Consider the following 14,066-nt stretch of genomic DNA (forward strand, 5'->3'; position numbering starts at 1 on the left):
ATTCTAACAGATCGCAAAACTCGCAATTTTCACTAGAATTGAGTGCAAGAAACTTATGAAACGTCGTCAGCTTTTAGTTACATTAGGTAGCGCTTTAATTGGGTTACCCATCCTTGGATTCTTGATTAAAGCGATCGCTCAATCTAAAACCCCAGCTTCATACGACCCAGCCGCAGCGCAATCTCCTCCAAATATTCCTAAGTCTTCAAAAGATTCTCAAGACCCCAAGAACCTTGCTGATGCAAATACAGAAATTACTTTAGAAACTACCGAGGAACCTTTACTCCGCTTTGCAGCGATCGCAGATAATGGCTTTGGTAGTCCTGACCAGATGGCAGTTGCCAAGTCAATGTGGGAAACTTATCAGCAAAAGCCCTACGCCTTTGTCTTGATGGCTGGTGATAACATTTATTCCTATGGTGAGATCAAGTTAGCCAAAGCTTATTTTGAGGAACCCTATGCACCTTTGCTCAAAGAGAACGTGAAATTTTATGCAGTGCTAGGCAATCACGACATCATCAAATCGAATAATGGTCTGGATCAGATAAATTATCCACTCTTTAATATGAGCGATCGCTACTATTCCTTCACTAAAGGCGATGTCAATGAAGGAACTGTGGAATTTTTTGCGATCGATACAAATCGTAATGCGCCTTGGGAGGCTCAACTTGCGTGGCTCGATCAGCAATTAGGCAAAAGTACGGCTCCTTGGAAAATTGTCTATGGACATCATCCACTCTATTCATCAGGTCGGCATGGAAGCGATCCTGAATTAGCCTCAATGCTTGAGCCAATTTTTTCTAAACATAAAGTTACTTTGTACCTATGCGGACATGATCATGGTTATGAGCGATTTAAACCCATAAATGGCACTACCTATATTGTGAATGGCGGCGGCGGCGCACCTTTGTATAAATTTACGGGATCACCTCAAACGGCTTTTGTGAGTTCGCAGTTTAGCTTTATGACCTTTGATGTCTATCAAGATAAGATCATCACCAAAGCGATCGCTACCGATGGCAAAGTATTTGATCGCGCCATAGTTACCAAGATATAAATTCGCACGGCAAATTTATATCTTGGTAACTATGGCGTTTGATGCTTATCATCAAACAACCTATAGTAAATTTATCTTCACCAGTTAATCTCCATGAGCTTATATCTGTACGCAATTTTGCAAGCTGAAAATCTAGATCTGATTCAAAATATTGATCTCAACGGGATGAATAGTCAGCCCATTCAGTTTCATGCAATTCCACCTTTTGCGATCGTCTACAGTGAAGCTCAACAGGAACGATATCTCGCTAGTCGAGCCAATCTGCTTGCCCATGAGACGGTTTTAGAATCGCTTATGAAGGCGATCGATCCCTATCAGGCTGTACCATTGCCCTTGCAATTTGGTCTAGTTGTCGAAGAATGGGAAGAGGTGCAACGGGATCTTCTCATTCCTTACGAAGACCAACTTAAGGGATTGATTAATAACTTAATTGGCAAAAGGGAAGTAAGTGTCAAGCTCTTTTGGAATCAAACGGAAGAGTTAAATCTGGCAGTACTGGAAAATCAAGATTTGCAGAAGCGGCGCGAAGCTCTAGTTGGCAAAATGCTAAGCATGGATGAAGCTATTTCCATTGGGCAGGACTTAGAAGCCGCGATTGAGCAACGTCAGCAGGTGATCGTTAAGACTTTTTTAGAAACTTTAAAGCCTCTGTCCTATGACTATGCAGAAGGTGAACTACTGACGGAAAATATGATTTATAACGGTTCATTTCTCATTGATTGGAATAAGGAACCTGAGTTTGCTGCAACCGTTGAAGCGCTTGACAAGCAATTTGAGAATCGTCTCCGAATTCGCTACAACGATTTCACTGCTCCCTACAATTTTGTAAATGTAGATCGCGAGCAATAAGATAATGGCGGCGCGAAGCGCCGCCATTATCTTGTTTAACTAAGTTTAGTTAATAGCTTTAATAATGATTGCGTCTTAGGAGTTAGTAAAGTTTTACGATATGCATCGGCGGCTTTTTTGATCGCATCGGCTTGCGTCGGATAGGAATGGATCACGCTAGATAATTTATTTAGTCCCAACTTAGAGGCGATCGCCAAAGTAATTTCGCTAATCATTTCGCCAGCATGACTTGCCACAATGGTCGCGCCTAGAATGCGATCGCTACCCCGTTGATGCAAAATTTTGACAAAGCCTTCCGTTTCGCCATCATAGATAGCGCGATCAACAGAGGAAAATGGAATCTTAATTTCGTTGGTTTCGATACCTTGAGCCTGAGCATCTTTGGCATATAAACCCACATGGGCAACTTCAGGATCGGTATAGGTAACCCAAGGCATGACCAGATCACTAAGTTTGCTTTTGCCTAAGCCAAAAGGAGAGAACAATGCATTTTTAATGACAATGCGGGCGGCGGCATCAGCAGCATGGGTAAACTTCCAATCCATACAAATATCCCCTGCGGCAAAAATACGGGGATTGGAAGTTTGCAAATAGTCATTAACTAAAACCCCTTTACGCAGATCATAGTTTATACCTACCGCTTCTAGGTTTAAGCCTTCGACATTTGGCGATCGCCCCGCACCGATTAAGATTTCATCAACTTCAATTTGATGATTAGTTCCATTTTGTTGATAGTGAATAGCTTTGCCACTGTTAGTTTTTTCTACCTTGATAATTGCCGTATTCAAAGCTAAATTAATTCCTTCATCTTCAAATCTGTGCTTGAGGATTTCCGCCGCCTCCACATCTTCGCGATTGAGTAAATGGGGATTTTTATGCAATAAAGTCACCTCACAACCCAAGCGATGAAAGGCTTGTGCTAATTCGCAACCAATTGCACCACCACCGATTACCGCTAATCTTTTGGGGCGATCGCCTAGAGAAAAGACTGTTTCGTTATTCAAATAACCGACTTCTGCAAGTCCTGAGATCTTGGGAGTTGCCGCCCTTGCGCCTGTGGCGATCGCTGCTTTTTTAAATTTTAATTTGAGAGTTCTATTAGCACTATTAGAATTATTAGAGCTGACAGAAATTTCTTTTTCATTGACAAATTGAGCCGAACCTAAAAATACATCCACTCCTAAATCTTTAAATCTAGCGGCTGAGTCGTGGTGACTAATGCTAGCGCGAATTTTTCGCATTCTCTCCATTACTGCCCCAAAATCAATATCCACCTCATGGGGCGGATTAATGCCAAAATTCGCTGCCTTGCGAATATCAGCAGCTACTCGTGCGGAGCGAATTACACATTTAGAAGGAACGCATCCCACATTCAGACAATCACCACCCATGAGATTTCTCTCAATTAAGGCGACTTTTAACCCAATTTTTAGCCCTGCGGCTCCTGCGGCGATCACCAAACCCGCCGTTCCTGCGCCAATCACGACTAGGTCATAGATATCAGCTGGCTGCGGATTTATCCAGTCAAGGGGATGCACATTCGCAATCAAAGCCCGATTGTAATCATCCACAGGCTGAATGAAATCTTCATAGCTAGACGAATATTCTGAAGAATTAGTCATGATGGATGGTTAGGGATTGATTTACTTTTAATTTTAGAATGAGAGAGGCATTGGGATTGATTAAGGATCTAGCGTTTTCGTCAGAATTCGGTTAGCAATCCGAGTAACTTGGATAGTGACAGCGATCGTGGCGATTAAACCAGTAATTTTAATACTCCATTGAGCCATGAGAGCTTGGGGATTATTAACATAATCCGTCTGTGGCGCACCTAAAATCGCCACATCCCCAACTAAAGCTCCTAGATAAACATACATAATCGTTGCGGGAATCATCCCTATCGAGCCAAGAATGTAGTCCCTGAGGGCAACGCGAGTCACTCCAAAGGCATAATTAAGCATATTAAATGGAAAAATTGGTGATAGTCGAGTTAGAAATACAATCTTAAAACCATCGATCGCTACAGCCGCATCGATCGCCCGAAAGGTGAGGCTATTTTTGATCTTTTCGCTAAACCAACCTCGCGCAAAATAGCGACCAATGAGAAAGGCAAAGGTTGCGCCCAAGGTTGCCGCAATAAATACATAGATGGAACCCCAAAGCACGCCATATAAAGCGCCTCCTCCTAAAGTCAGGATCGAGCCGGGGATAAATAAAACTGTCGCTAAGTTGTAAATGAGGATAAAAGCGATCGCCCCCACTGCACCGAGTGTCTTAATCCAGAGCAAGGTATTTTGGGTGATGCTCCTCAGACTGATATTGATATTAAGCTGCTGAAAAACGGCTTCCAAAAGGACAATAGCGATTAATAAAAATATTGCTTTTAGCCAAAATTTGGGCTGATTCAGCCGCGATCGCATCATACTAATCGCTCCATTTGGTTAGGGCAGAACATTACAATCTTAGCTTTTTAGAATCTGAGCCTTTATTTCTTTGTCCTAACGTTAAAATATATGAAGTAGTAAGTATCTGGGCAAAATTAAAAAAACAAAACCAAAAACTGTGACGCACGCGCAGCGTGCGCCACAGTTTTTGGGGTTTTATATTTAATTTTGCCTAGCTACTTAGATAATTTTGATAACAACTTTAAAAGCCCATGTCTACAGAAATACTTAATCCTCAATTAAATACGCCAAAACCCGAATTTGCTGAATATGAAGCCCAAATATTGCAAAGAGCCGAAATAGCCTTGCGATGTGCGCCATTTACGGTGAAGCTATTCGCAGATATGGCAAAGCTAGGAGTCAATCTACGGGCGATCGCTGGCAATGAGGGCATAAAAAATCAATATCTAACAAGCTCCAGCAGTTTGATTATCACTGAAAATGCTTTGCTATGGCTGATTCAAGTTGGAGTCTTGCGCCGTGAAGTGGATGGTCAAGGCATCACAGATAGCTTTCGCCTTACGCCCATGGGACATCTTTTATTAGATAGGTGGCAAAACGATTTGAGATTTCCGATCGCCAGCTTTAGCGATCGCTTGCAAAATTTTTGGGCGCAAATTCAAATATCCAGATTTCTTTAAGTAGCTGGTCATCATAAAAAACAAAGCTAAAGCCATTGGCACACGCGCAGCGTGCACCAATGGCTTTAGGCTTTTGTGGCGCTTTATGTAACAAATTTTCTTAAAGAAATCTGGAACTTAAAGCTTTAAATACAGTCTGCTATTAAGAGTTTTGCCTCTAGCAAATCAATCAGTAAATTAAGCTAGGACTAAATCATGATGCCTATTTCTTCTAAAAAATCTTCTCAAAAACTTTCTAAAAAACTTAGCAATCTTCTGGGCAATACACTGGGCAATACCTTAGGGAATACTTTTTATAAAACTTCCATATCTCTCCTTGCAGCAACCCTAGCGACAGCACCATTCCTCTCAACCCTAGAAGCGCTCGCTGCCCCATCTGCCCCACAGGTAATTGCTCAGCTACCTCAAGATTGGCAGTCAGGGGTGAAGCTTTTACGTTTACTCGACAATTCTGGCAATCTTTCTAGTATTGGTATTTTATTTGACTTAGCTAACAAGCCTGCCACTTCCTACGCTAACGTTGTCTATCAACTTTATGTAAAGCGCTCTGGGGAATGGCGCGAAGTCTATACCACCTCTGGCGCACGTCTCCTATCTAAGAACGCAGGTCGATATTTTGTACCCGTTGAAGTAATTCCCCTCAACCAGCTCAGCGAAAAAATTTCTCTTGATGATATTTACAACGGTGACCTTAAGGCTATTACTAGCGTCCGCTATGACATTCCCAATGGGGCAAAGGATGCCAGATTTGTCCTTGAGGAAGTTAAATCTTTTAGCTCGATTGTTGCCGTAAGTGCTTCTGAAGTAATTGCTGGACGTATTTCTTCAATATCTTCTAACAACACTACAGTCAACACTTCCACAAATACGGTCAGCAATACCTATAACAATAATTCCCGCAATAATTCCAATAATGGCGACTTTTCTGATCGCGACTTAGGGATTTCGTCGGGTTCGCAAACCGTATCTCAAAACAACAATACCAACACGACCCAAACAACCGTTGTCCGAACCACCCAAGAAGTTAAGCCTCTGAAACCCATCATCGTCACTAAAAAAGACTATGACGATGAAGATGACGATTACGAAGATAGCCGTCGTTCCGAAGACAGAGATCGTAAAGATCGCAAGGATCGGGAAGGTGTGGAGCTATCTAAAAAAAATCCCCATCGCGGACATTTTAGCTTAGCAGTTTTGCAGTCTCAGCCTCGCTTGTCTCAAGTCATCGCTCGCGTCTCCATCAAATCTAAGCGTCCCAAAGGATTTATCAAAGAGCGCTTTGTGGGTGACTATCGATTTAATATTAACCAACGGGCTACTTTTATTCGTGGTTTGAATCCTGGCGATCGCCTGATCGTGCGTTTGTTTGACTTAAATAATCGTCCCTTAGGCTACAGCGAAGTTCAGTTGCTTAAGGATTTTGCGACCGTTAACTTGATCCTGCCTAGCGATCCATCCGCCTACGGCACATTGAGAACTGTTTCGGGCATTGATTCACAGCGCATTGGACAAATTGATCGCAATGTCAGACTCTATGACTATTACACTCAGATCCAAACTACTAATGTTGTCAGCCAAACAGTGGCTCGCTTCTTGACTACTTCCCAAGGTATTCCCGTGAATTTATTTAATGTTGCAGGTTTACCCCAATCTCCCAGCCAAAGTAGCTACACCAATGCTTTTGCCAAGGGTGAGCAATCATTAATTAATCGCGCAATTGATGTATTTACAAGAGACATGCCCCCTGTAATGCAAGTCCTTCCCGGGAAGTTATCACCGATTTTACCGATCAATGACTCCAATTCGACCATTGATGTGGTTCGGAAGATCATTGATTTCAAAGACTTGAAACCCAGTAACATCTCCACCTTTTTCTAATACGCATATCCTAAAACGCAGTGCCGTTCGTGTAACGAACGGCACTGCAAATAAAAGTGGCGTACGGCTATATAGCTGTTGCCATTCTTGTTACAGCGCTTTGCGCTTACTTGAAACCCAGAAATATTTTTGAAAGCGCCGCGAAGCGGCGCTTTCAAAAATATTTCTGTACTACTCAGAGCCTCAATAGGCTGTAACCAGAATAGGGTTTGATTTGTCCTCATGCAAGTGACCATAGCTATCCAAAAAGCATCAAATGAGTGCAATGCGTTCCTTTGATGCTTTTTGTGCAGATTTCTTAAGCATTGTAGCGATCGCTACAAATAGAGTCAGGAAGGTGTCAAGATTGGAATACTTAAGGATATTTCTAGAAAATTCAATATCCAGCAAGTTTTTTACAAAAAATATGAATTCATAATCATGAATTCTGAATGCTATGAAAAAAATTTTTGTAATTGATACTAACGTCCTACTCTACGACCCAACTTCGATCATGCACTTTGCGGATAATGAAGTTGTCCTGCCCATGACCATCATCGAAGAACTCGATCGCTTCAAAAAGCAGCCCGAAATGATCGGACGGAATGCGCGGCAAGTTTCGCGCACCCTCGATAATTTACGAACTCAAGGCAATATTATCAAGGGGATTTCGTTGGAAAATGAGGGACTATTACGAGTAGCTCTATGCGATCGCGACACCCTCAAAACTCTCCCAATCGAACTTGAAGGCGATCGCAATGACAATGCAATTTTGGCAGTAGCCCTTGAGCTAAAAAATAATTGTCATTGCCGCGTGATCATGGTCAGCAAAGACACCAACTTACGCATCAAGGCTGATGCCCTTGGACTAGAGGCTCAAGATTATGAAACCGATAAAGTCGATGTTTCCGATCTGTATACGGGTATTGCCGAGCTAAGCGTCGATGGCGATCGGATTAACCAACTTTTCAAAAATGAGGCGATTCAAGTCGAGGCAAACTTGTCTCCCAATCAAGCGGTGATGCTTGTGGATCAAGCAAATCCATCGCACACAGCTTTAGCGATCACCAATGGTATCCGCAACGGTCAATCTAGCAAATTGATTGCCATCAATAAAATTGTCAATTCTGGCATCTTAGGCATCAACGCCCGCAATCGCGAACAAAAATTTGCCCTCGATCTCTTGCTAAATGACGAAATTCCATTAGTTACACTGGTGGGCAAAGCTGGTACAGGCAAGACTTTATTAGCGATCGCGGTTGGACTCCACAAAGTAAGCGATGAGCGCACTTACACGCGCCTCCTAATTTCCCGCCCCGTCATTCCGATGGGCAAAGACATCGGCTTCTTACCAGGAGACATCAAAGAAAAGCTCACTCCTTGGATGCAGCCCATTTACGATAATTTCGACCTAATTTTTGGAACGCAAGCTCCCAAAGAAAAACGCAGTATTCACGCTCACACCCGCCGAGGTCACGAAGATTTACTAGAGCGCGGACTTCTCCAAATTGAACCCTTGACTTACATAAGGGGTCGCACAATTCCCCAGCAATTCCTCATCGTTGACGAAGCCCAAAATCTTACCCCCCACGAAGTCAAGACTATTTTGACCCGCGCAGGCGAAGGTACAAAGATCGTCCTCACTGGCGATCCTGAACAAATTGATAATCCCTTCATTGATGCCGCCAGCAACGGACTCACCTATGTAGTGGAGCGTTTCAAAAACGATCCTCTCGCAGGACATATTACGCTTAGCAAAGGCGAGCGTTCCAAATTAGCCGAACGTTCCACAGAATTGTTATAGCTGTAGCTGTAGTCTCTTGCATTAGGACAAACTAAAACCCAAGAAGTGAGTTGCGGCGCTTCGCGCCGCAACTCACTTCTTGGGTTTTGTGTCCTAACAAAATTGGCTATAGCTATAAAAGTGCAAACCAAGAGATTTAAAAAGGTTGCAAAGAAACCTTTTTAAATCTCTTGGTTTGCACAGTAAGGGCGGCGCGAAACGCCGCCCTTACGCTCTTTTACATTGCTATAATGTCCTTTCCATGAGAAAAAGACAAATCTCCATCGCTTACCCCTAACTCCATGAGCTACCTCCAAACCACTGCCGAATTTTATACAGAAGCCGCCAAATCTCCACAAGTTGGCTTGTGCTGCATCAGCACACCACCGATGCAATTTCCCGATCTCAAAATCCCTGAAATCATGCAGCAGATGAACTACGGCTGCGGCACAACCATTCAGCCAACAGAATTGCGTGGTAATCCTACGGTTTTATACATCGGTGTGGGAGGAGGACTAGAAGCTCTGCAATTTGCCTATTTCACCCGTCGCCAAGGGAGTGTCATCGCCATTGATCCCGTAGTAGCCATGAGAGAAGTCGCTCAGCAAAACTTAGAACTAGCCACACAAGAAAATCCTTGGTTCGATCGCGAATTTGTAAAAATACTCGCAGGTGACGCTTTTGCTTTACCCGTTGCCGATGCCTCCGTCGATATCGTCGCCCAAAATTGCCTATTCAACATCTTTGAATCACAGGATTTACAAATAGCCCTAAAAGAAGTCTATCGAGTCCTAAAACCGAGAGGCAGATTACTAATGAGCGATCCCATAGCCGCTCGCCCGATTTCAGCCCATCTCCAAGCCGATGAACGTTTACGCGCCATGTGTCTCTCGGGCGCGATGACCTACGATGAATATATTCAACATCTCATTGATACGGGCTTTGGACAAGTAGAAGTTCGCGCCCGTCGCCCCTATCGTCTTTTAGATACCCATAGCTTTGCTTTAGATACCCCGTTAATGCTAGAAAGCCTCGACACAGTTGCTTTTAAAGTTCCAATTCCTAATGATGGCGCTTGTGTCTTTACAGGTAAGACCGCCATTTACAACGGCTCAGAATCCCAATTAGACGATCGCGCAGGACATATTTTGCAACGAGGCAATCCGACCTCCGTTTGCGACAAAACCGCCGCTAAACTTGCCACTAAGTTCCCTCACGAAGTAGTAATTACTGATTCCACTTGGCACTATAACGGAGGCGGATGCTGCTGATGTTAGAGATCCTATTAGAAGCCTTAAAATGGATTGAAAGTCTCGGATATATCGGCGGACTTGCCTTTGTGGGGATTTATATTGTTTCCACAGTGGCTTTCATTCCCGGATCTGTCCTTACCCTTGGATCTGGTGTCGTTTTTGGCGTAGTTTGGGGTTCATTTTATGTATTTATTGGAGCTACGCTAGGAGCGATCGCCGCCTTTCTAGTTGGGCGCTATCTAGCTCGCGATTGGATTGGCAAAAAAATCGAAGGTAATCAGAAATTTGTAGCGATCGATCGCGCTGTAGCCCATGAGGGTTTCAAGATCGTCTTACTAACGCGCCTATCGCCAATTTTTCCATTCAATCTTCTCAATTATGCGTTTGGCATCACAGGCGTGAGCCTCAAAGATTATGCACTAGCCTCCGTAGGCATGTTTCCGGGAACTGTAATGTATGTATATATCGGTTCCCTTGCTGGAGATATAGCCCGAATTGGCAATAATAATCAACCTTCTGATCCTCTAATTCAATGGACAATTCGGATTATCGGATTTATAGCAACTTTAGCTGTAACCATCTATGTAACCCGCATTGCCCGAAAAGCCTTAGCAGAAATAGAACAATAAAAAGAGCGCAATGCGCTCTTTTTATTGTTCTATTTGCAATATCAAAATAAAGGAAGAATATGACGGCGTAAAGCGCCGCCATATTCTAAAAAACTTGCAATATCAAAACCAAGGGAAAATATGACGGCGTAAAGCGCCGCCATATTCTAAAAAGTTTGCAATATCGAAACCAAGGAAGAGTAGGGCGGCGCAAAGCACCGCCCTACTCTAAAAAAATGGCATAGCCATTTTTTTAATTTGTTAAGTTTAGCAATCGTAATAGAGACTGAACTCGTAGGGATGAGGACGAATTTCAGTAGGGAGAACTTCATTATTCAACTTGTAGGTAATCCAAGTATTGATGAAGTCTTCCGTAAATACACCACCCTCCGTCAAGAAGGCATGGTCAGCTTTCAGGTTAGCCAAAGCTTCACGCAAAGAAGCGGGAGTGGAAGGAATCTTAGAAAGCTCTTCAGGAGAAAGTTCATAGATATCCACATCCCAAGATTCCCCTGGATGAATTTGATTCTTAATACCATCAAGCCCAGCCATCAGCATCGCCGCAAAAGCGAGATATGGGTTACAGGTCGCATCGGGACAACGGAACTCTAGGCGCTTAGCTTTTGGATTAGTACCCGAAAGGGGAATCCGAATCGAAGCAGAACGATTTCCTTGAGAATAAGCCAAGTTTACAGGTGCTTCAAATCCGGGAACAAGCCGCTTATAAGAGTTGGTGGATGGATTGGTTAAAGCCAGTAATGCAGGGGCGTGCTTCAGCAAACCACCAATGTAGTAAAGCGCCATGTCGCTCAAGCCTGCATACTTATCGCCAGCAAATAGCGGCTGACCTTCCTTCCAGATCGATTGGTGAGTATGCATACCCGACCCATTGTCCCCAAACAAAGGCTTAGGCATGAAGGTAACAGTCTTACCATAGCGATTGGCGACATTTCTAATCACATATTTATATGTCATCAAATAGTCAGCCGCACGAATTAAAGTATCAAATCGAAAACCTAGCTCAGCCTGTCCTCCAGTAGCAACTTCGTGGTGATGTTTTTCGATAGGCACACCACAATCTGCCATAGTCAACAACATTTCTGTACGGATATCTTGGAATGAATCCGAAGGTGAAACAGGAAAATATCCCTGCTTACCGCGAATCTTATAGCCAAGGTTGCCGCCATACTCTTCCCGCCCCGTATTCCAATGACCTTCGCTAGAGTCCACCTTATAATAGCCAGTGTTAATTTCCTGACCATAGGTAACACTATCAAACATAAAAAACTCAGCTTCGGGACCAAAGAAAGCGGTGTCACCGATACCCGTTGATTGCAGATAATCGACAGCTTTTTGCGCGATCGCACGGGGACATCGGCTATAGAGATTACCAGTGCGAGGATCTTTGATCGTACAGATCATGCTGAGGGTTGGCACTTCCATAAAAGGATCAATCCATGCAGTAGCAGGATCAGGAACCATTGCCATGTCTGATTCGTTGATTGCCTTCCAACCACGAATACTGGAGCCATCGAAAGGAACGCCATCGACAAAGGAACTTTCATCGATTTGGTTGTAATAAAAAGAGCAGTGTTGCCAAATTCCGGGAGTATCGATGAACTTCAGGTCGATCATTTTAATGCTCTGCTCTTGGATCATTTGCAGAACGTCTTGTGGGGACTGAGTCATGTTTTATCCTTGAAATACTTTAAAAATCCAATGATGATCTGATTTATACCAAATTAATCAATGGCTGAACCATTTATTAATTTAAAAATCCTTACTAGATTTAGTTTTTAATCGATGAAAGTGTTGTCACACTTTCTAAGTGAATAGATAGGTGCAGCGCAAAGCCCCGCACCTATCTATTCACTTAGTTTAGTTCATCACTTCTGCTTGATCTTTTTCTACTTCAAATTCAGGTACTGGCAAAACCAAGCGATCGCCACACATTGAGCGTAGCTTATCCACAAATATTGATGTCTCGGCGAATAAGGTCATACTTTCATAAGCAGAAAGATAAGCTTCTGAAAATTGAGTCTTAATTGGCTCTGGATAAGTTTGAGCAGGTTCGGTGGTTCCCGATATAGAAGTTGTGCGACTGGGATATTTATGGGCTTTTGGGGGAGATTCTTGATTAATCTTCATCCCTGCAATAGTTGATCGTTTTGGGAAGGGGATAGGTGAGCTTACTTTTTCTGGAGGCACAAAAGGAGCTATTTCCGTAATACCTGCTTCTCTAACAGAGGTACGGGGTGGTGTGTAGAAAATTCGATCTTCATAAATTACCGCTACATCACCGCATACTAAACGCTCAAATTCACGGTTATAACGATAATTAGCTTCTCCCTTACGTTCCCAAAGATATAAAATCTGGCTGACCGATACGGCTTTATATCTTCCTTGAAAGAGCGACTCGATTACGGCTTGTCTTACCCATTCAGGTTTAAATCGACCCCAAGCCCGTGTTAAATCATTAATGGTATAACCACCAAGATCAAAACTGTAGTGCTGCAAGAGGGCGATCGCTATTTCCATTAGGGCGACAAATTCTTAAATTATGTATCACTATCTTACATTTAAAATCGATAAATGTGAAGAATTTCATTACCTAAAAATATCAGATCTGCTGAGAAAACCAAATTGCGGCTTCCGTATTAGTTTTTGTATTCAGTAATTCCATCGTTTGCTCTAATAAAGCGATCGCTAAATTAGGCAAAACTTGAGAAACTTCACATTGTTGATAAACTCCCGCTTCTTCTAATCGAAACGCGAATAATCGGGAAGCCTTAACATCGATTACCCAATATTCAGCGATACCCAATTCCGCATACATTCTTTTCTTTTCATCTAAATCGATCGCCAAAGTCGTATCGGAAATCTCACCCACGAGATCAGGCGATCGGCACTGCTCCAAATCAATAAATCGCGATTGCCCAGCTTTCCAAGTTGGCACGTCATCGCCAACATAAACCACAATATCGGGAGCCACAGCCCGCTTGCCATTTTTTTCCATCTGGCAACCACCAAATGTACTCAATTTGATATCAGGAAACTTGGTTGCACATACAAGCAAAATCATTGCAACCAAATCGCCAAATTTAGAGTGATTAATCCCTTCTGCGCCCATTTCCACCCACAATTTTTGGTTGTCAAAAAATAATTTGTAGCGATCGCGATCGTCCTCTCGCAATGTCACATAATCATCCCAAGTGGCTAGCTGCCATTTCTGCTCAGGTTTTATTGCCACAATCATGATTTAAATCCTCCATGTTAAGGTTTTGCGATTTCTATCAGCACGGCTTTGCCGTGCTGATAGATCGGTTTCTTATTCTAAGACGAAGTCCTTATATCAATGCATAAAAGTGTTGGCACACTTTTACGATGAATTAAAATCCAAATCCAGTACAGGTTTTAAAAACACAAACTGGCAATGCCATTTGGTGTTTTGGTATTACAGAAATATTTTTGAAAGCGGCGCTTTCAAAAATATTTCTGTTGCCATTCTTGTAAAGACACAAACCCAGAAAACGAGTTACGGGGCTTTGCCTCGCAACCCGCTTCTTGGGTTTTG

General features: G+C 42.9%; 12 protein-coding genes. 7 read left to right on the plus strand and 5 right to left on the minus strand.

Going from position 1 to position 14,066, the window contains the following annotated elements:
• Positions 1–55: 55 nt before the first annotated feature.
• Together H6F42_RS00635 and H6F42_RS00640 are read left to right on the plus strand one after the other, a co-directional pair.
• Positions 56–1,057, plus strand: a complete 1,002-nt coding sequence (locus H6F42_RS00635; protein WP_190397414.1) for a metallophosphoesterase — start codon at positions 56–58, stop codon at positions 1,055–1,057.
• Positions 1,058–1,150: 93 nt separating this feature from the next.
• Positions 1,151–1,906 carry a GvpL/GvpF family gas vesicle protein gene (locus H6F42_RS00640; RefSeq protein WP_190397415.1) on the plus strand — a complete coding sequence of 252 codons (756 nt, stop codon included), beginning with the start codon at positions 1,151–1,153 and terminating at the stop codon, positions 1,904–1,906.
• 35 nt (positions 1,907–1,941) lie between these two features.
• Here the strand turns inward: H6F42_RS00640 and H6F42_RS00645 are convergent, their stop codons facing one another.
• Both H6F42_RS00645 and H6F42_RS00650 read right to left on the minus strand, forming a co-directional pair.
• Entirely contained in the window at positions 1,942–3,528 is a 1,587-nt protein-coding gene (locus H6F42_RS00645) for a mercuric reductase (RefSeq protein ID WP_190397416.1), read from the minus strand.
• A gap of 60 nt (positions 3,529–3,588) precedes the next feature.
• Entirely contained in the window at positions 3,589–4,329 is a 741-nt protein-coding gene (locus tag H6F42_RS00650; protein ID WP_190397417.1) for a TVP38/TMEM64 family protein, read from the minus strand.
• 233 nt (positions 4,330–4,562) lie between these two features.
• On the opposite strand from H6F42_RS00650, the gene H6F42_RS00655 reads away from it, so the two are divergent.
• The 5 genes from H6F42_RS00655 to H6F42_RS00675 all read left to right on the plus strand — a co-directional run bounded on the left by H6F42_RS00655 (position 4,563) and on the right by H6F42_RS00675 (position 10,513).
• Positions 4,563–4,991 carry an Npun_F0494 family protein gene (locus H6F42_RS00655; protein ID WP_190397418.1) on the plus strand — a complete coding sequence of 143 codons (429 nt, stop codon included), beginning with the start codon at positions 4,563–4,565 and terminating at the stop codon, positions 4,989–4,991.
• Positions 4,992–5,186: 195 nt separating this feature from the next.
• Complete coding sequence (locus tag H6F42_RS00660) at positions 5,187–6,869, plus strand: hypothetical protein (RefSeq protein WP_190397419.1); 1,683 nt, start codon at positions 5,187–5,189, stop codon at positions 6,867–6,869.
• 436 nt (positions 6,870–7,305) lie between these two features.
• On the plus strand, positions 7,306–8,652 hold the full coding sequence (locus H6F42_RS00665; protein WP_190397420.1) for a PhoH family protein: 1,347 nt from the start codon (positions 7,306–7,308) through the stop codon (positions 8,650–8,652).
• A 281-nt stretch (positions 8,653–8,933) separates the two neighbouring features.
• Positions 8,934–9,902 carry an arsenosugar biosynthesis arsenite methyltransferase ArsM gene (gene arsM / locus H6F42_RS00670; RefSeq protein WP_190397421.1) on the plus strand — a complete coding sequence of 323 codons (969 nt, stop codon included), beginning with the start codon at positions 8,934–8,936 and terminating at the stop codon, positions 9,900–9,902.
• Complete coding sequence (locus tag H6F42_RS00675; protein WP_199288855.1) at positions 9,902–10,513, plus strand: TVP38/TMEM64 family protein; 612 nt, start codon at positions 9,902–9,904, stop codon at positions 10,511–10,513. The genes arsM and H6F42_RS00675 overlap by 1 nt, the downstream gene beginning before the upstream one ends.
• Positions 10,514–10,759: 246 nt before the next feature.
• Here H6F42_RS00675 and glnA read toward each other — a convergent pair whose 3' ends face one another.
• The 3 genes from glnA to H6F42_RS00690 form a co-directional block, all read right to left on the minus strand.
• The gene (gene glnA / locus H6F42_RS00680; protein WP_190397423.1) at positions 10,760–12,181 is read right to left on the minus strand and encodes a type I glutamate--ammonia ligase; all 1,422 of its coding nucleotides are present in this window, start codon (positions 12,179–12,181) and stop codon (positions 10,760–10,762) included.
• 189 nt (positions 12,182–12,370) lie between these two features.
• A complete protein-coding gene (locus H6F42_RS00685; protein ID WP_190397424.1) occupies positions 12,371–13,030 on the minus strand; it encodes a hypothetical protein in 660 nt (219 codons plus the stop codon).
• Between the two features lie 82 nt (positions 13,031–13,112).
• On the minus strand, positions 13,113–13,748 hold the full coding sequence (locus tag H6F42_RS00690) for a Uma2 family endonuclease (RefSeq protein ID WP_190397425.1): 636 nt from the start codon (positions 13,746–13,748) through the stop codon (positions 13,113–13,115).
• Between the last annotated feature and the right edge of the window lie 318 nt (positions 13,749–14,066).

It is taken from the genome of Pseudanabaena sp. FACHB-1998 (genome assembly GCF_014696355.1).
In the GTDB taxonomy this organism is placed as follows: domain Bacteria; phylum Cyanobacteriota; class Cyanobacteriia; order Pseudanabaenales; family Pseudanabaenaceae; genus Pseudanabaena.